The sequence below is a fragment of the Desulfosarcina sp. genome (assembly GCF_046496365.1).
Lineage (GTDB): Bacteria > Desulfobacterota > Desulfobacteria > Desulfobacterales > Desulfosarcinaceae > Desulfosarcina.
In genome coordinates this window covers 18,014-36,161 of sequence record NZ_JAWOHB010000125.1, presented here as the reverse complement: position 1 = coordinate 36,161, position 18,148 = coordinate 18,014, and the positions used below count along the sequence as shown (strand labels likewise).

Sequence of the window (18,148 nt, the reverse complement as noted above, 5' to 3'; positions counted from 1 at the left end):
TCCCACCGGGAGAGGCTTTTTTTATTGCGCTTTCGCGGCCATCCTTTCAAAAAAGGTCGTCGCTGGAGGTAACCCGAAGTACTTCCTGATAGGTGGTAATACCGCCGATCAGCTTTTCTAAAGCACTTTCGCGCAAAGAGGCCATGCCTTCAGCCCGCGCTTTTTCTGTCAGGGCGGCAAGATCCGCGTCCGGAACCGTCAGGGCCTTGATGGCATCGGAAAAAGGAAGTACTTCATGGATCGTGGTTCTTCCCAGATAGCCGGTTCCCCTGCATTTTTGGCACCCTTTGCCACGGAATAGCGACAGCATCCCCGATTTTCCGGTTTCCAGCGTCAGCGCCTGAAGTCGGGAGGACTCTATTTCAAAGGATGTTTTGCAGGCATTGCAGATTTTCCGAACCAATCGCTGAGACAGAATCCCCCTGAGCGTCGCCTGGAGGAGAAAGGATGGAACACCCAGATCCATCATCCGGATAATCGATGACGGCGCATCGTTGGTATGCAGGGTCGACAGTACCAGATGTCCGGTGAGTGCTGCCTGGATGGCGTTTTCCGCAGTTTCAAGATCCCTCAGCTCTCCCACCATGATAATATCAGGATCCTGTCTGAGGATGTTGCGCATGATCGAGCCGAAGGTAATTCCCACCTGGGGTTTTACGGCAATCTGGTTGAAATCTTCGTGCACCATTTCGATGGGGTCCTCGATCGTGGTTACATTTATCTTCGGGCTGCTGATTTTTCTGAGAGTAGAGTATAAGGTGGTGGATTTTCCACTGCCTGTGGGGCCGCAGACCAGAACCAGACCATGGGGATGGGAGATTATCTGATTGTATTTTTGCATGTCAGTTGATGAAAATCCCAGGCTCTCTAAATCCTGGAACAAAATGTCCGGGTCCATGACCCGCATGACCACCTTCTCCCCGAAAGCCACCGGCACCGTGGACACGCGAATCTCAACCTCCACCTCCTTCTTGGCGGTCTTGATGCGCCCATCCTGGGGCCGGCGCTTCTCGGACATATCCAGTCCCGACAGATTCTTGATCCGGCTGATAATGGCAGAATGCACATTTTTGGGCAGTTTGTAGACCGTGTGCAGCACGCCGTCAATCCGCATTCTGACCAGGCTGACCTCCCGCTTGGGCTCAATGTGGATGTCGCTGGCCTTTTGGTCGAAGGCATAAAGGAAAAGGTGGTTGACGGCATTGACCACGTGCTGATCGTTGGAAGGCAGTTCGTCAGCTGATTTTAGATGAATATAGCGCTCAAGATTGCCTAGATCTACCGTGGGTCCGGAGAACTGGTGCTCGGCGGCCGCAATGGAGCGCTTGAAACCAAAAAACTCTCCAATGAGCTTGATGATATCCGATCGGGGACTCACCACCGCGTTGACCCGCATCTGGCAGGCGCGGGTGATGTCCTCGAACACTTCCAGATTGAACGGGTTGGGCGTGGCTACGGTGAGTTTCCCCTGGCTGACTTCCACGGGCAGCACCAGATGATTTTTGGCAAAGGAGACGGGGATGGTGGCGGTGACAACATTCAGGTCCAGCTTGAGGGGGTCGATTTTGACAAAGGGAATCCCCCAGCCGTCCGCGAGGGTCTGAAATACCGTATCTTCGTCCAGGGTTTTGCAGGGGTCATCCTTACGCTTCAGATTCAGGGCCACGAGGGCATCGATGAAGACAAACGGCCTGTCGCGGTTTGCATTAAAATCGACATCACTCTGCTTGGGCCGGCGCCGCTCGAATTGTTTGACCACCTCAAACCGATTGCCATAAAGGTCCCGGGCCTGCTGAAATGTTATCAAACCTTTTTTTTCGAGCGCAGCGAGGATACGCTTCTCGGACAGCTGTTCGCTCACGTATGAATCTCCCTGCCTTTAGGCAGAATTCCAGTTGGTGGCGGTGATGCCGCGGATGACATTTTCGATCCATTCCATGGTTCGAACGACCGAGCGCTGATTTTCGGGTGTGGGGCTTAACTCGGACAACTGAAAGCCATTTTCGCTGATTTGCCTGAGCAGTCCCACATCGTCACGGGTGCCCACCCGACCCACTCCCCGAACAATAATCTTCAGGTGCTGCAAAAAAACCGGCAGATAGGTGGCCGCCCTCAGATTGCGGTAAATCCCCGACCGGGGATCGCCGTATTCGGTCAATGCAGAGATCAGGACATGGTGTGCGGTTTTTCCCGACAAGAGGGAAAGAAAGATAAAGATCTCTCGTTCGAGAAACAAAAGGTGGCGCACGGACGGGGACTGTTTAGCGGGTTTGGGTGATTTTAAAAGTGCGACCATCTTTGCATGAATGGTATGGACTTTGGCGGAGAAACGATATTCTACCGAATCGATTCGAAACTGTGCATAGTGCACCACGTTCCTGTCCAGTCCATTGCGCACATTAAGGACCTCCTCCGGTGTCATTTCGATATCGACATCCAGCTCCTTGTTGTATGTCCTGAGCAGGATGTTAGCCAGCATGATCGCATTGCGGTCCGAAGGCTCAACGCGGTCCGGGTGCCGGCAGAAATCGGCCAGCAGGAAGCGCAGGGCGTGTTTGGGCCGTTTAATCCGACTGATCAGGTGCTGCAGGGCATTGAGAAAAGAAACCCGATTGGCACGGCCTTTCAGTGCCTTGAAATAACACCAGAGCAATTCGAAGGCGTGGTTTCCGTGCCTGGCGAACTCATCAAGCATCGGTTCGAAAGTTTTTCGGATGAAGTTTCCCTGGCCGTCGAACAGTTTCTGGATTAAAAGTGTGATCCGCTCGGTGTCAGGTATGGGGATCTTGAAAGCATGGGCGACTGCCTGAATGGTCTCACTGTTACGGCGCTTGACCAGTTGATCGATGACGAGCAACTGCCGTTCAGCTTCACGGCTCTCTTTCCCCAGAGACAGGATCGTCAGGATTTCAGCATTAACGGTCCCGATAATGGTTACTTTTCCATCAATCTCCACCTGTATCGCATCCCGTCCAACGGTAACGGCATCCAATGCTTCGCCGTCCAGCTTGCAGATTCCTGTCCGCAAAAGGTTCGCCAGCAGGGTCAGCATCTGCGGAAAAACCGCCTTTTCTTTCAGGGCATCCAGGAGCAGGCTATAGGTGCGCAGTTGTTGCAAGAACGCCTTTGCCCCCATACCAGCGAAGTCATTCAAAATGGCTGCGGCTGCATCTTCATGCAGATTGTCACCGTCGGCCAATGCCTGCTGAACAAGCTCAAGGGCTTCCGCCTTCAAGTTTTCAACCCGGGTGTCCATGGTGGAATCGATGTCAGCGGAGATAAATCTGCTGTCCTTCATTCTGCGTCTCCATCAGGCTAAAGTCACCGATCTCAGATCGACCGTCATCCATGCAAGAGATGATCGACTGGTCCGCTTATGGTTCTGAACGGCAACATATCACAGCCGTTCGGCAAAAGCCAATTGGGCATTTCGTTATGGATTCAGTCCGGATCACCCCCGCGGACTTGAAATATCGTCTGAACGCCTTAGGGTTATAAAAGCCACCCGCCGCATGCGGCCGGGCAGGAAAATGCCTCACGGACAACAGATTGACTATTGTGCAGGCGGGCCCCCCCCGACAAGGCCCAATCAAAATATGCACAAGGAGCGCCGATGAATGATACACCCTCATCTGCGGCAGCTTCGGACCGGAAGCATGCCCACCGGGTTCGTTTTGATCCCAAGCGGCTGATTACCCTGAAACCTGGTGAACTGCCGGCTTTTTTCTGGTCTTTCACTTATTTTTTCGCCCTGCTGTGCAGCTATTATATCATTCGCCCCATGCGAGACGAAATGGGCATCGCGGGGGGTGTGGAGCACCTGCAGTGGATGTTCAGCGGAACATTCCTGGTTATGCTGGCCGCCGTGCCTCTGTTCGGCTGGGTGACCCGCCGCTTTCCCGTGCGCCGGTTTCTGCTTTACGTCTATCTCTTTTTTATCGCCAACCTGCTGCTGTTCTTCATCCTATTTAAATCCAACGTCACCGGCACTTACGTGGCCCGGGCCTTCTTCATCTGGGCCAGCGTGTTCAATCTCTTCATCGTATCGATTTTCTGGAGCCTGATGGCGGACATTTTCGACAATGACCAGGCCAAACGCCTGTTCGGTATGATCGCCGGCGGCGGGACTGCCGGTGCCCTGACAGGCCCCATCCTGACGGCGACCCTGGTTTTAAAATTCGGGCCGACCAACCTGCTGTTGATTTCCGCGGCCTTTTTAGGGTGGGCGGTTTTGTGCCTCCAACGGCTCATGGCCTGGCGCGATGCTGCCGGCAGGCCGGCTCCGGGAGAACCGCAACCCCAGGCCGACGCCGCCATGGGCGGCGGCATCTTGGCCGGCGTCCAATTGATCCTGCGATCGCCCTATCTGATCGGCATTTGTCTGATGATGCTGCTCTTTACGACACTGGCCACTTTCTTGTACTTCCAGCAGGCCCATATTATTCACGCCGGTTTCGACAACCCGGCCGAACGGACCGCCCTGTTCGCCGCCATGGATTTTGCAGTCAATGCCCTGACCATTATTCTGCAGATTTTTTTGACCAGCCGGATCGTAAAGCGTCTGGGTCTGGCCTGGACGCTGGCTGTGGTGCCCCTGATGGTGGCCCTGGGGTTCCTGGTCCTGAGCCTGGCTCCGGTCCTGGCGGTATTGATCACTTTACAGGTTCTGCGCCGTGCCGGCAATTATGCCCTTATGCGCCCGGCCCGTGAAATGCTGTACGTCGTTCTCGGCAAGGAGGAAAAATACAAGGCCAAGAACTTCATCGACACCGTTGTCTACCGCGGCGGAGATGCCATCAGCGCATGGATTTTTGCCGGATTGCAGCATGTCGGGCTTACCGCCGCCGGTATCGCCCTCGCTGCAGTGCCCTTTGCCGGCATGTGGGCCTTGATCGCCTACCGGTTGGGGACACGGCAGGAGCAGATGGCAAAACCGGGAAAGCAATCCAACCCCGTCTCCGATTCAGATAGGAGGTAGTGATGAACAATGCAACTAAAAAAATATCCCGCCGTACTTTCATCATTGCGATTGGCGCATTGACAGCCGGTTCGGCAATCGCGCCGCGCCTGCTTTGGGGAGAAGAACGAAAATTAAACCAGCACCCCATTCCATCATCCAGAGAGAACCTGCCGGTCATCGGCATGGGCACCTCGCGGACGTTTGATGTGGGTGCCGACGCCGGGCAAAGAGAAGAACTGGCCAAGGTATTGTCCGTGTTTTTCGATAACGGCGGAAAGTTGATCGACTCGTCGCCCATGTACGGAACGGCTGAAGCTGTCATGGGGGACCTGCTTGAGGGAAATCCTGATGAAGAGAAGCTGTTCGCTGCCACCAAGGTCTGGACCGACGGCCGCGAAGCTGGCATGCAGCAAATGGAGCGGTCCATGCAGCGCATGGGTGTCAGGGTCATGGACCTGATGCAGATTCACAACCTGCGCGACTGGCATACCCATCTTCCGGTTCTGAGAGAATGGAAACAAGCCGGCAGGATCCGTTATATCGGCATCACAACCTCCCACGGTCGTTTCCACAGTGCCCTGGAACAGATCATGCGGACGGAGCAACTGGATTTCGTCCAGTTATCCTACAACCTGGCGGACCGCGAAGCTGAATCGCGACTGCTGCCGCTGGCCGCCGACCGTGGCATCGCCACCTTGATCAACCGGCCCTTCCAGCGCGGAGAATTGTTCCGCAGCGTTAAAGGCCGGCCCCTGCCGCCTTGGAGCGCGGATTTCGACTGCGACAGCTGGGGCCGGTTTTTCCTCAAGTATGTCGCCTCGCACCCGGCCGTTACCTGCGTGATCCCGGCTACATCGAAAGCGCATCACATGCTGGACAACATGGGCGCGGGATTCGGACGGATGCCGGATGCGGGCCAGCGCAGGCTTATGGAGCAGTACTTCCATGCCCTGTAGCGGACGGGCGCCGCTTATTTTGAAAATCGGATGCGGACCGGTTGCCTGCTACTCGGGCATCACGGCTCTCGATTCCCACCACTCCTTACCGTAATTGACGAAAAGCTGTTTGCCGGCGGAGACTGCTTTGATGGTGTGGAAAACGATCAAGCCACGGTCCGTATCGTGCCAATACTCGGTATTGTGATTGTATGAATGGTTGAAGAGGCTGCCCCAGCCAAGAACCAGAGAGTAATAATCCGATTCACCGTTTTCTTCCGCCGATTCCAGATTAAACACATAATCATCCAACGAAGGGGCGCATTCATCGGCTTTTATTCGAAGATAAGGACACTCTTCAAGGGTGGTATCGGCGGGGATAAAGGCTGCCGTAAAGATCCCATGACCGAATCCACACGGGAGGATAACAATCTTTGGATGCCTGAACAGTGGCTTAGGTTTAGGCTTCATCGGTCATTTTCAACAGCTATGGTCCGAGATTTTGCCATGCAGGCGGCGGATTCTCATGCTGAGAACCCGGCAGACATGCAGCGCGATCTGGGGATACTCGCGTACAATTTCCTGCAGCTCCTGCTTGTTCAGCGTCAGAAACCGAGCGGATTTTTTTACCCGTATGGTTGCCGAGCGTCGATCATCACCGAAGAGCGACATTTCACCGAAGTATTCGCCGGCGCCGATGCTGTCCAGTTCGATCTCTTTGGCGTCGTTGCAGTCCTTGATCACGGCCACAGCACCATCAAGCACCAGATAAAGGGTATCACCTCGCTCTCCCTCACTGAATACCTGTTCCCCCTGGTCAAACACCGCCTCTTCAGTCACGGATGCCACCGCGGCCAACTCGTTGATCGACAAATCACGGAAGATCTCGATGTTTTTGAGATACAGGATCTTGTCGGTCAAGGGAATCGACGCCGTTTGCATGTTTTCCTCCTGTCCGGACCGGCGGTCCGAATTTTCTTCCATCAGTTGTCCGGCCGCCAGCGACACATGGCGGTTGAGGTGTTTTCTGAGCGCCTCAACGCGGCTGATGGATTTCGGCGCCAGGTCCATTTGCCGCATCAGCCCCAGCGCAAGGGTAAGGGTTACCCAGTTGCGGCTTTCCAATAAATCTTCGAAAAGATCGGCTGTCGACGGTTCTTTCACATCGGCGGGAAACAGCCGCTGGCCGGCGATGATGCGTTCACCGGCATCCATCTCTTCCAAAAGCGGCATGAGCAGCCGGACGAGACTTTTATCCAGGATGTCGTCCAGGGCTTCAAGACTGTTGGCTCGCTGCCGCTTGTCACTGGAAAAGATGCTGCGGGCAATGCGGTGCATTCGACCCGAGCGGTCCTGGGTGCCCAACACCTGCAGCGTCGTCTGCAGGGCAAACCAGACCCGCTCGTCCAGATGGGCGCACAGCAGCTGTTGCAGATCACCGTTGCCAAGCCGCCGGATGCCCTGAGCCTGAACGGTCAGTTGATAGCAGGTCCGCGCCTGAAACTGAACAAAACGGAAGACATCCAGATCCTTGATGGCCATGTCCGCCAACAGATCCAACAGGGCCTCTTTCACTTTTTTCTGAGGCAGTGAAAGGGATTTTATCAGACGCAAGCTGTTCTGGTAGTCGGCGGTTCTGATTTTCTCTCGCGCGCGCCGAGCAATGTCCTCGGATTCATCCCCCAGCAACCGGATCACTTTTTTCAGCGATTCCTCATCGTCGATCTGGTAGACATCGAGTACAGCGCGCCGCATGCGGGCATCCGGGTTCTCCAGCAATTCCACCACCAGGGTGTTGAGGCCGGTGACGTCAATGGTGCCAAGGCTCTCCAGGGCCAGTGTCAGTGTGGCCTCATCGTTTGCGGGGTCCGCTAAAATGGATTTTAGCTGGTCTGCGAAACCCTTATCGCGGCAGACGCCGACTGCAATAAGGCCGGCTTTGACCGTTCCGGCATCTTCTGACGCCAGCCATGCTTCGATAATCGGACCGTACTGGTCTTGATCCACGCTATGAAGGGAGCCCACGGCATGGGCCTTGACTTCAAGGGGCAGAGATGATTCTGAATAGACATAGCGGTTAAAGGGAGCAAAAATTTGCGGCGACATCCGGTGGCCTGCATCGATCATGGCCGCGGCCAGTGCCGGCGCTTCTGCATTGATCAGTTCGGTGAAGGCGTCAACGGCAGCCGGTCCAGCCCGGTCCGAAAGCAGGTCTATGAGTCCGATGCGGTTGCTGATATCCTGCTCTTGGCGCAATGCTTCCAACACATGGTCGTCCAGATCCTTGACGGCAATGGATCTAAGCAACCGGCCGGTCCACAGGCGGTTTTCCCCTGATGCCTGGTTGAATCGCCGGATGAGGTTCTCCTGAACTGTTTTATCCCGGAAGACATGGCTCAACTCACCGGTCTCCATGGAGCGGAAATCGATTCTCTCCTTGGCAAGCAGGTCCAGGAGAATACCGGCATAGCGGTGCTTGAGGATAAAAGGAGTCACCGCCCAGGCCAGCACGAAAGGCATGGCCACCAAGGAGAGGTAGCGCGGGTGGAACAGGGTATCGGAAAGCAGAATGAGCCCGGACCCGAGAAACAGTCCGATACGGACCACGGTGCCCCGCAGAAAGGGACGGATCATGGCGCGGTAGGATTCCGGAAAGAGTCCGGTCACCACCGCCGTGGCCGGGATGTTGATGGTGGTACGAATGATATTGGCCGACATGCGTGCATACATGGCCGCCACGGCATCGAAGCGCAAAAGGAAGGTAATAAAAACCAACAGGTAGTTAAACGGGTGAAACATCAGGGCCACGGGCAGTCCGAAGCGGTCATACAGTTTGCCCACGAAAAGCAGGATAACCAGACTGACGATGTTCAGTACCCCCCTGAAATAGCTGAAAAACTCAATGAGACCCGCTTCGGTTGAGAACTGTTCATTGACAGCAAAATTGAACTGGTAGTTCATGATGGGGATTACCACATTGGGCATGAAGGTAAGCACCACAAGTATTTTCACCAGCACCGAGGATTTCATCATGGGCAGCACCGTTTTGAACTCCTCGATCATGGAGGTGCGCCGCTCATTCGCGTCGGCCTCCTTGTGTTGGAACAGCAGCGTGGGATATCGCCTTCCCATGGCCTGGACAACCCAGGCACCGCTCAGGGCGGTGACCATATAGACGATCAGCAAATTGTCCAAATAGAGCCAGCGGGCTACCAGGGGCGTGGCAAAACTGCCCAGGATCTGGCCGATGACCCCACCGGCGGTGATCAGCGGGAAGAGCCGTTTGGACTGCCGGGTGTTGAACAGGTCATTGGCCAGGTTCCAGAACAGAAGCGCCAGAAGCACCTCGTACTGGGATTTGAGCATAAACAGGACGGGGTATATCAGGTCGAAACCGAAAGGAATGGCCGCCCGTATGACCGCAATTGACAGCCCGCAGAACACGAAAAGCCGGGCCAGCAGCCTGGCGCCGGGCAGCCGGGTCATGAAACCGGTCATGAGGCCCATGACGAAAAATGTCACCACCGCGTTGATCATGTTCACGATGGGCATGTACTCAACCCCATATCGCTTTAAAAACGCGGTCTCTGCATAATTGTTCAGAAAAATCCCGGAACTGCGCACCAGAAAAAGCAGGGCAACCGTCCACATGAACAGGCCGAACTCCTCTTCATGGACGCTGAACCAGCGGGCTATCTTTTTATGCAATCCCAATGCGAGTCTTCCCTTTCAGGAGGCAACAAAACGGTTCCGGCCCGGTGCCTGCGGCAGTGTGTATCGTGCATCGATTCGCTGTCGTGGAGATGCGGCCACCTTTTTGGGGATGAGACGTGTCTTTTTATCGATCGGGTAAGGTCATGACCAATCGGAAGCCGGTATTCTGAAGCCGGCTCATGGGATGCGCATGGGCACGGTTGGCACTGCGGCACGCATATCCGGGGCCGAACCAGCTCCCCCCGCGGCGGACACGATCCTGGCCCGATTCGGTGTTGTATGGATCAACGATCAAAACGGTATCATAGCGATCGAAAAGATCCCCGCACCACTCCCAAACATTGCCGTGCATGCCGTACAACCCCCATCCATTGGGTGGATAATGCTTGACCGGTGCCGGCCGGCCGGCAGACAGACCCGAAGATCGGTTGACGGAAACACAATCGTCATATTTCATGGGGTTGTTGGCGAACATGGCACGTGTGCAGTCGATCTGATCTCCCCAGAAATATGCCGTCGTGCTGCCGGCCCGTGCCGCGTATTCCCACTGCGCTTCAGTGGGCAGCGCATAGCGATCCCCGGTCATCCGATTGAGCTTGCGGATAAACTCATAACAATCATGCCAGGATACTTTGACGACCGGCATATCTCCGGCCCCTTTTTTTCCGGCAAACCATCGTCGACCCATGACCGCCCGCCACTGATCGACGGTAACTTCGGTGGTCTGCATATAAAAGGGTCGGCTGATGGTGACCGGATGCTGGACTTCTGAGATATCACGATTGGACTCGTCAGTGGGGCTTCCCATGACAAACATGCCCGAAGGGATCAACACGAATTCCATGCCCTGTGGATTGACCACCTTTTTTGCCTGGTCACAGGCGCCCGGAGCAGGATGGAATCCACACCACAAGGCGAGAACCATCAAGAGCCCGTCAAAAACCAGTTTTCCCCTGCAGCGCCATTCAATGGCGTTCAAGCGTTTGCGGGTAAGATTGCGCGCATCCATCATCAGGCCGCCCCCTTATCGGGCAAGCGATCTTTTCTTTGCGCTTGCGAAGAATCAGCGGGTGTTCACTTGATTGGTGTCAGGCTGCATGCATCCAGCGGGTCAGCAACTCCCGGTCCTGTTGATCCATGTAAGTCACATGCAGCCGATAAACGGGCGGATGCCCGCTGTTTTCCACATCCACCACTTTGGCGTAGATGTCTGAAAAGCAGTGTGCATCCTGGCAGAACGTAAATAAGAGCTTTACGTTTGTCAACGCTGCCAGCTCAACCTGTGCAGTCACGACGAACGCAGCCCCACTGAATTGTCGGGTTTCACCGGTGATGGGGCCGGCAACCACTTTTTTGTCTTCCAGTTGCCATAATTGAAAGGGCAAACGGATTTCCAACAGCGGAACAGGCGCTTCCACCGAAAAGTGAACCCGGTAAGGTGGACCGATAGCAGTCACCGCATAGCAGACCAAAGGCCGCTTCAATCCCTTCATCATGACGGTCATGGGTGGCTGGGCCTTCACCAGTTGACCGACCAATGCAAAGGTGGCCTCGCCCACCAGCACCTGCCCCCCAACCGTGTTGGATTCAATGCGGGATGCCACATTGACCACAGAGCCGACGATGCCATACTTGGTCCGGGTTTCGGAGCCCAGGTTTCCCACCACCACCGGACCGGTATTGATCCCGATCCCCATCTCAAGCGGTGGCAGGTTGTCCGCCACCAGGTCACGGTTCAGATGGGCAAGGGTTTGCTGCATGGCCAGCGCACAGGCCACGGCCCGGGCCGGGTCGTCGTCTTTTTCTTCGGGGATTCCGAACACGGTGAGGATGGCATCGCCGATAAATTCATCGATCACACCATCATAGCGTTCGATCACCTGCGTCATGGCCTCCAGGTAGCGGTTGAGTATCCGCACCATCGCCTCCGGGTCTCGGGAATCGGACAGATCGGAAAAGCCCCTCAGATCGGACATGAGCACGGTCACCGTCTGCCGACGGCCACCGATGCGCCGGCCGTCAGGGGACTCCAGGATCTCGTCGACAATCTTGTGGCTCAGGTAGCGGCCGAAGGTCTCCTTGATGAATTTGACCAGCTGAAGTCGCTGATTGGACACGTTCAGGATGGCTGCGAGCATTTTGGCGCGGGTGGAAACGATCTCCCGGATCTCCACGGCCACATCGTCGTCGAGCGGCACATTGTCCCCCTCCGGGTGGCTCACATCCAGACGGAGATTGGCTTCGGCCACGGCCTCCAGCGGCCGGATGATCTTCTTTTCCAGAAAGCGGCGCAGGGTTACCATCATAAACAGAAGGATGACGACAACCAGCAGTATGATTCGCAGGGCATACCAAAGCAGCTCCTGGCTGCCTGCATCCTCCGACACCCACTTGTAACCCACAGACCATGCGAGCAGTATCATCTCAATGACCAGAATGCGCCAGAAGACGCCTGCCAGCAGAATTTCGCGGATGCCGCGCCTGACAGGGATATTTTCAGTCTGCTGATTCGATGGGTCCATTTTCACAGGCCACAGGGAATTTAGGGTTTGGTCCGGCATATACGATCATGGCGACATTTTGAAAAGTAAGTCCGACTGACGATCCAGGCAATAGCGGCCGGCGTCAAAACAGAAAACAGGAGACCCGATGGCCGGCCTCCAGCGTTTTCAACATCGGTGCACGCCGGTTGCAGGTGTCCTCCACGGCCAGACTGCAGCGGGGGTAGAACAGACAGTGATCGGTGTCCGGTCGCGGTCGTTCGTCCGCCAGCAGGGTGCCGTACCCGTTTTGGCTGCGGCATCCAAAACGGGGATGGGCATCCAGCAGTGCTTTGGTGTATGGATGGCGTGGATGCATGATGGTTTCCTGGGCCGTCCCCTGCTCCACCAGCCGCCCTTGGTAGATCACCCCGACCCGGTCACAAAGATTGCGGGCCGCTGCCAGACTGTGGGTAATGAACAGCATACTGACACCGAAGGAGGTCCTCAGGCGGTGCAGCAACCGGAAAATTTGAAAGGCGATGGAGGCATCCAGCATGGAGGTCGGTTCGTCGGCGATAAGAAAGCGGGGTTTCAGCACCATGGCCCGGGCGATGGCCACACGCTGTCGCTGCCCACCGGAAAGCTGATGGGGATAGCTGCCCAGGTAGCTTTCCGGTGGTGTCAGTCCGGCGGTTTCGAGGGCTGCGCAGACCCGATCCAAACGCGTCGTCCGGTCCCCGATGCCGTGGATAACCAAGGGCTCGCAGACCGTGTCGTAAATGGTTAAATGGGCATTGAGGCTCTGGTAGGGATCCTGAAAGATCACTTGGACATCCCTCGTGAACCGTCGCCGTGCACGCCCTTTGAGCCCGATGACATCCCGCCCGTCAAAGCGGATCCGTCCGTCATCCGGGGATTCCAGTCCAAGTATCAGCCGGCTGACCGTCGTTTTACCGCTGCCGCTCTCTCCAACCAGGCCGAAAATTTCCCCGGCGTTGATGTCGAGGGAAAGGTGGTCCACAGCAACGACACGGTTGCCGGCTTTCCCGAACAGAGACGCCCCCGAACGATAGATCTTGGTCAGGTCGGTCATCGAAAGGATCGGAGCGGTGCCGGCGTTGTCCATGTCAGCGCCCCTCCCCGGCCTGGGGACAGCGCACCCGATGCGTAGCACTGAGGTTCACCCAGTCTGTCTGCTTAGGCGTGCAGGCCGCGTCGGCATCCGGGTGAGTGCCACGGATGGGACAACCGCCGTCCTTAGCCGGCGCAGTGTCGCCGACTGCACAAGCACCATCCGACAGGTCGGCCGGCTGATCCGACAGGGTCAAAAGACTGCCCACCAGCATCCGTGTATAAGGGTGCCCTGAGCATTCGAGAACTTCCCGCCGGCTGCCGACTTCCACCAACCGGCCGGCGTGCATGACGCCGATATTCGTGCAGACATCAGCCACCACAGCAATGTCGTGGGAGATGAAGATCATCCCGATGTTCATCTCCTTTTGAAATGTAGCGATGGCACCCAGAATCTGATTCTGGACGATGACGTCCAGAGCGGTGGTGGGTTCGTCGGCAATGATCAGAGAAGGGTTGCAGGCCAGGGCCATGGCAATGATCACCCGCTGGCGCATTCCCCCGGAGAACTGATGCGGATAATCCTGGAGGCGGCTGCCGGGAATCTTAACCAGTTCAAACAGGGCGCGGGTCCGGTGGGCCACTGTGTGGCTGGACAGGTGCGGCTCATGCGTGATGATGGCTTCGGAGATCTGATCCTGAACGCGATGCACCGGGTTCAGCGCGTTCATGGCGGCCTGGAAAATCATGGAGATCCGGCGCCAGCGAAGCTGCCGTATACGGGCAGGGGTGGCGCTCACAAGGTCCTCGCCTTCCAAACGGGCCTGCCCGGAAACAACTGTCGCATTGGGCTGAAGCAGTCCCATGAGGGCCATGCCGATGGTGGTCTTGCCACACCCGGATTCACCCACCAGTCCGAATGAGCCGCCCCGTTCCACGGCAAAGGAGACCCCGTCCACCGCCAGTTGGATGCCGCTGGCAGTCCGGTAGCCGATGCTCAGGTTTTCCACATCCAACAGGGGCGCGGTCACGCTTGGGCCTCCTCTTTACGCAGCCGCGGATCCAGCACGTCGTCCATGGCCCGGCCGGTCATGTAAAAGGCCATGGTGATCAGGGAGATGCAGATCCCCGGGGGCAACAGCCAGTAAGGGGCTTGAAACATGTGGCCCGTCTTCCACACCCACTGGAGCATCATCCCCCAACTGACGGTGCCCGGATCACCAAACCCTAAAAACGCCAGCGCGGCCTCGATGATGATGGCCGATGTAACCCGGAAGGTCATGTAGAGCAGCGCCAGGGGCATCACGTTGGGCAGAATGTGCCTGAAAATAATACGCAGGTGGCTGGCACCGGCTACCCACGCCGCTTCGATGAAAGGCCGGTGCCGCAGTGACAGGGTCTGGGAGCGGATCACCCGGGCCACCCCGGGCCACCGGAACAGGGCGATCATTAGCACGATGATCCAGATGTTCAGCTGGCCGAACAAGGCCGACAGAATCAGGACCACCAGCAAGGTGGGCATGACCATGATCATGTCCGCCAGGCGCATGAGCACCAGATCTGTTTTTCCGCCGGCATATCCGGCCACCATGCCTATGGTGGTGCCGAAAAGGATGCTGATCAGCGCGGACGAAATGCCTACCATGAAGGCGATCCGCGCGCCGGCAAGCAGCTGGCTGAAGATGTCCCGGCCGATGAAATCGGTGCCCAGCCAGTGGCGCAGGCTGGGACCCGTGCTATGGGAAATCAGCGGGTCAACACCGGTCATGGGGTGGTAAACGGGGTCTATCCATTGCGGGACAAAACTGACCGCTGCCATGAGGGCGAAAAGTCCCAGCAGGGCCAACCCGATGCGACCAATGGTGTTTTTCCGGTATACCGACCAACCGTCCAGAAAACGTTCCACCCAGTGAGATCGGTGCCTGGCGGTTGATGTGTCCGATCGGTTGCCCGGTTTGCGGGATTGGGGAGATGGCTTGGGCATATCAGTAGCGTATCCTCGGGTCCAGGTATGCGTAAAGCACGTCCACCACCAGGTTGGACAGCAGCACCACGATGGCGATGAGCAGAAAAGCCGCCTGGGCCAGGGGGTAGTCGCTGTGACTGACGGAAAAAACCAGTTCCCGGCCGATACCCGGCCAGGTGAACACCGTCTCGGTAAGGGCCCCACCGTTGATCGAAAAGGCCAGACTCAGCCCCACGCTGGTCACCACGGGAAGGGCTGCATTGGGGGCCGCGTGGTGGTCCCGGATGGTCTTTTCCGTCAGCCCTTTGGCCCGGGCGGTGATGATATAGTCATCCTTGAGTGTATCCAGCATACTGCTGCGCATGACCAGCAGGTAGCTGCCGAAATGGATCAGGACCAGGGTCATCAGCGGCAGCGCCATGTGGTGGAGCACATCAAGGGCCTTGGTGACCGGCCCGGCCCCCGGATCGATCCACACCTGAGGTGAAACCATCCCGGTGATGGGAAACCAGCCCACCCAGTAGGCAAAGAACCAAATCATGATCAGCGCCAGCCAGGGCAGAAACAGCGTATGGCAGAATAGCGCGGTGACGGTCAACCAGGTGTCGGTTCGCTCCCCCCTCCTCCAGGCGGCGATTTTTCCAAAGAACACACCCAACAGGGCCGACAGGATGATGGACGTCGTAAACAGCAAAATGGTGTTGGGCAGGCGGTTCATCAGGATATGGGTTACCGGCTCACCGTAGTGAAAAGAGACCCCCATGTTGCCGGTAGCCACGTTTTTCAGGTAATAAAGGTACTGAACCCAAAGCGGCTGATCCAGCCCCATGCTCTCCATGAGCAGGCGGGCGTCCTCCGGCGTCATGGACGGATCCACCATGCGCGAAACCGGATCTCCCGGCGCCAGGCGGAACAGAACAAAAAGCACCGTCATGATCACGAAAAAGATCACCCCGATCTCCGCCAGCCGTCTGAAAACAAACCGTTTAAGCCCCATTGTCCGTCACCGGTTTAACCAGACACATGGACCAGATATTGCCGATCCCTTCCAGCATATCCACCCAGCCCACGAAGCGGTCTGTGCGCACGGCCTCCACTACGGAAGGCTTGTAAAGGGGAATATAAGGCAGATCACGGGCGATCAGCTTCTGCATCTCCATCACCAGCGCCTTTCGCTTGACGGGATCCATCTCGAATACGGACCGGTCGGCCGCCGCATCGAAGTCAGAATCGCTGTATCCGCTCATGTTCCACCCCCCGGACGTGTCGTTTTTCGAATGAAACAGGTTGCGCACATAGTCCGGATCCAGCCGCAACCGTCCGTACCCCAGGATAAAGGCATCAAAATCGTGATTGCCCTTAACCTGCTGCAACATGGACGAAAAAGACATGGGCCGGGCATAGGCAGGCATGCCCAGTTCTCGCAGCCACTCCTGAATCATCAACCCGCTGGTTGCGCGATGCGGGTCATAGTCCGCCGGCGGGGTCAAAATGGTGAACCGCGCCATGGCCTGCCCCCCGGGAATTCGGATCTGACTGGCGGTCTGAAGGTTGCCCCCGCTGTCAACCGGCGGCACATCCCACGTGTAGCCCGCTTCGGACAGAATGCGATAGGCGCTTTTGATTCGACTTTCCCGGCTCAGGCCGTCCCCGTAGTGCGGCAGGTCCGTGCAGTACCATAAGCGATTTTCCGCCGGCACCACCGAAAACATCTTGGTGCCCTGTCCCTGGAGGATTCGCGAAACGATGAAGTCCTTATCGATGAGATAGGCAATGGCCCGGCGCAAGTCGTCATCATCAAAAGGAGGCCGCCGCAGATTGAATCCCATGAAGTAAAGCGCACTCTTCTCGTTGATGAACAACTGAATCTGTTCCTGTCGGCGCAGGTCGGCCATGTATCCGGGCTGGATGGGCCACCAGAACATGTCGATATCGCCCTTTTTGAGGGCCAGAATGGCCACATCCGATGTTCCGAAGACGGTGTAGACCAGATCGTCGAAAAATGGTCCCAGGGTGCGCCCGGCAATGGTTTGACCGGTACCGAAAAAATGCGGGTTTCTCTTGAGATGCAAAAAGGCCCCCTGCCGCCATTGCTGCAGGGTAAAAGGGCCGGTACCCACAAGATGGTTCATCCGCTGGTTGATCAGGGTGGCCAGCGGCTTTTCAGTGGCCTTGGCTTTGCGGACAATGTCCGTCCATTCCTTTTCCTGAACGATGGGGGTGGCCAGGGTCCCGCTGAGAAAGGCTGCCATGGGCTGCTTCAGATAAAAGGTCACCGTACGGGGGTCCGGCGTTTCGATGCGCGCGACAAAGCTCCAGTTGGACGCAAAACGGGGGACCTTGAAAGCTTGAATCAGGCTCCCGGTAAAGGCGACGTCGCGCGAGGTGAACGGGGTGCCATCCGACCAGCGCGCTTCGCGGAGGCTCAACGTGTAGGACAAGGTCTGGGCATCATAGACCGGCATGGCGTCCGCCAGCCACGGCACCAGATCCAGGGTGTCGGGGTCATACACGTAAAGGGGCTGATAAATCAAGGACAGGACCTTGCGGGAATTGGCGTCACTGGCCAGCCAGATGTTCAGGGTTCGGGGTTCTTCGGCCAGACCGATTTGGAGGGCATGGGGAAGCCGTCGCTCATGACAGGCAGACAAGGCAATCGCCAGCAGCATCAACGCGGCCAGACCACAGCACCATTTTCCAAAGCGCATGCTCAAACCTGCTTTCGGTGCGGCGGGTGGGCGATAAGCTTTTTTGCAATCCGCTTCGCCTTGATGGGCTCGCGCCGGGCGCAGGATTCATACGCCCGCATATGATAAAGGTTTGCGATCTTCATGGCTGCGGCAATCCTTTAGGGGGGCCTCGATAACCAGATGCACACATCTACTTCAAAATCGTCAAATTAGCAAGCCTATGCGTCAAGACGGCCTCACGGCTGGTATCCCGGGGCCTTTGCAATTGACACAAGCGGGCAAGTTCCATATATTTCGGACCGGTGGGATCCTTCTGAAATGATTGCCAA

13 protein-coding genes are annotated in these 18,148 nt (G+C 56.8%); 2 read left to right on the top strand and 11 right to left on the bottom strand.

Features of this window, described 5'->3' with window-relative positions:
• Nucleotides 1-46 precede the first annotated feature (46 nt).
• Together R6V78_RS11430 and R6V78_RS11425 are read right to left on the bottom strand one after the other, a co-directional pair.
• Nucleotides 47-1,861 (bottom strand): GspE/PulE family protein, encoded by a 1,815-nt coding sequence (locus R6V78_RS11430; RefSeq protein WP_410289492.1) that lies wholly within the window; start codon nucleotides 1,859-1,861, stop codon nucleotides 47-49.
• An 18-nt stretch (nucleotides 1,862-1,879) separates the two neighbouring features.
• Nucleotides 1,880-3,298, bottom strand: coding sequence for a hypothetical protein (locus R6V78_RS11425; protein WP_410289491.1), 1,419 nt, complete (start codon nucleotides 3,296-3,298; stop codon nucleotides 1,880-1,882).
• Nucleotides 3,299-3,613: 315 nt separating this feature from the next.
• On the opposite strand from R6V78_RS11425, the gene R6V78_RS11420 reads away from it, so the two are divergent.
• Both R6V78_RS11420 and R6V78_RS11415 read left to right on the top strand, forming a co-directional pair.
• Entirely contained in the window at nucleotides 3,614-4,978 is a 1,365-nt protein-coding gene (locus R6V78_RS11420) for an NTP/NDP exchange transporter (RefSeq protein ID WP_410289490.1), read from the top strand.
• A gap of 2 nt (nucleotides 4,979-4,980) precedes the next feature.
• Nucleotides 4,981-5,916 (top strand): aldo/keto reductase, encoded by a 936-nt coding sequence (locus R6V78_RS11415; RefSeq protein WP_410289489.1) that lies wholly within the window; start codon nucleotides 4,981-4,983, stop codon nucleotides 5,914-5,916.
• A gap of 48 nt (nucleotides 5,917-5,964) precedes the next feature.
• Here R6V78_RS11415 and R6V78_RS11410 read toward each other — a convergent pair whose 3' ends face one another.
• The 9 genes from R6V78_RS11410 to R6V78_RS11370 form a co-directional block, all read right to left on the bottom strand.
• On the bottom strand, nucleotides 5,965-6,366 hold the full coding sequence (locus R6V78_RS11410; protein ID WP_410289488.1) for an SET domain-containing protein-lysine N-methyltransferase: 402 nt from the start codon (nucleotides 6,364-6,366) through the stop codon (nucleotides 5,965-5,967).
• A gap of 9 nt (nucleotides 6,367-6,375) precedes the next feature.
• On the bottom strand, nucleotides 6,376-9,603 hold the full coding sequence (locus tag R6V78_RS11405) for an Npt1/Npt2 family nucleotide transporter (RefSeq protein ID WP_410289487.1): 3,228 nt from the start codon (nucleotides 9,601-9,603) through the stop codon (nucleotides 6,376-6,378).
• A 130-nt stretch (nucleotides 9,604-9,733) separates the two neighbouring features.
• Entirely contained in the window at nucleotides 9,734-10,621 is an 888-nt protein-coding gene (locus R6V78_RS11400) for a formylglycine-generating enzyme family protein (protein ID WP_410289486.1), read from the bottom strand.
• 76 nt (nucleotides 10,622-10,697) lie between these two features.
• Nucleotides 10,698-12,131, bottom strand: coding sequence for an adenylate/guanylate cyclase domain-containing protein (locus R6V78_RS11395; protein ID WP_410289485.1), 1,434 nt, complete (start codon nucleotides 12,129-12,131; stop codon nucleotides 10,698-10,700).
• 103 nt (nucleotides 12,132-12,234) lie between these two features.
• Nucleotides 12,235-13,218, bottom strand: coding sequence for an ABC transporter ATP-binding protein (locus R6V78_RS11390; RefSeq protein ID WP_410289484.1), 984 nt, complete (start codon nucleotides 13,216-13,218; stop codon nucleotides 12,235-12,237).
• A 1-nt stretch (nucleotide 13,219) separates the two neighbouring features.
• The gene (locus tag R6V78_RS11385; protein ID WP_410289483.1) at nucleotides 13,220-14,194 is read right to left on the bottom strand and encodes an ABC transporter ATP-binding protein; all 975 of its coding nucleotides are present in this window, start codon (nucleotides 14,192-14,194) and stop codon (nucleotides 13,220-13,222) included.
• Nucleotides 14,191-15,147 (bottom strand): ABC transporter permease, encoded by a 957-nt coding sequence (locus R6V78_RS11380; protein ID WP_410289482.1) that lies wholly within the window; start codon nucleotides 15,145-15,147, stop codon nucleotides 14,191-14,193. Before R6V78_RS11380 ends, R6V78_RS11385 begins: the two co-directional genes overlap by 4 nt.
• Nucleotide 15,148: 1 nt before the next feature.
• The gene (locus R6V78_RS11375) at nucleotides 15,149-16,126 is read right to left on the bottom strand and encodes an ABC transporter permease (protein ID WP_410289481.1); all 978 of its coding nucleotides are present in this window, start codon (nucleotides 16,124-16,126) and stop codon (nucleotides 15,149-15,151) included.
• Nucleotides 16,116-17,837, bottom strand: a complete 1,722-nt coding sequence (locus R6V78_RS11370; RefSeq protein ID WP_410289480.1) for an ABC transporter substrate-binding protein — start codon at nucleotides 17,835-17,837, stop codon at nucleotides 16,116-16,118. The genes R6V78_RS11375 and R6V78_RS11370 overlap by 11 nt, the downstream gene beginning before the upstream one ends.
• Nucleotides 17,838-18,148: the final 311 nt, after the last annotated feature.

Excerpts from the sequence above, each read along its gene's own strand:
- R6V78_RS11400 (WP_410289486.1), bottom strand. The coding sequence starts at position 10,621 with ATGATGGATGCGCGCAATCTTACCCGCAAACGCTTGAACGCCATTGAA.
- R6V78_RS11420 (WP_410289490.1), top strand. The coding sequence starts at position 3,614 with ATGAATGATACACCCTCATCTGCGGCAGCTTCGGACCGGAAGCATGCC.
- R6V78_RS11395 (WP_410289485.1), bottom strand. The coding sequence starts at position 12,131 with ATGGACCCATCGAATCAGCAGACTGAAAATATCCCTGTCAGGCGCGGC.
- R6V78_RS11375 (WP_410289481.1), bottom strand. The coding sequence starts at position 16,126 with ATGGGGCTTAAACGGTTTGTTTTCAGACGGCTGGCGGAGATCGGGGTG.
- R6V78_RS11390 (WP_410289484.1), bottom strand. The coding sequence starts at position 13,218 with ATGGACAACGCCGGCACCGCTCCGATCCTTTCGATGACCGACCTGACC.
- R6V78_RS11410 (WP_410289488.1), bottom strand. The coding sequence starts at position 6,366 with ATGAAGCCTAAACCTAAGCCACTGTTCAGGCATCCAAAGATTGTTATC.
- R6V78_RS11425 (WP_410289491.1), bottom strand. The coding sequence starts at position 3,298 with ATGAAGGACAGCAGATTTATCTCCGCTGACATCGATTCCACCATGGAC.
- R6V78_RS11370 (WP_410289480.1), bottom strand. The coding sequence starts at position 17,837 with ATGCGCTTTGGAAAATGGTGCTGTGGTCTGGCCGCGTTGATGCTGCTG.
- R6V78_RS11415 (WP_410289489.1), top strand. The coding sequence starts at position 4,981 with ATGAACAATGCAACTAAAAAAATATCCCGCCGTACTTTCATCATTGCG.
- R6V78_RS11380 (WP_410289482.1), bottom strand. The coding sequence starts at position 15,147 with ATGCCCAAGCCATCTCCCCAATCCCGCAAACCGGGCAACCGATCGGAC.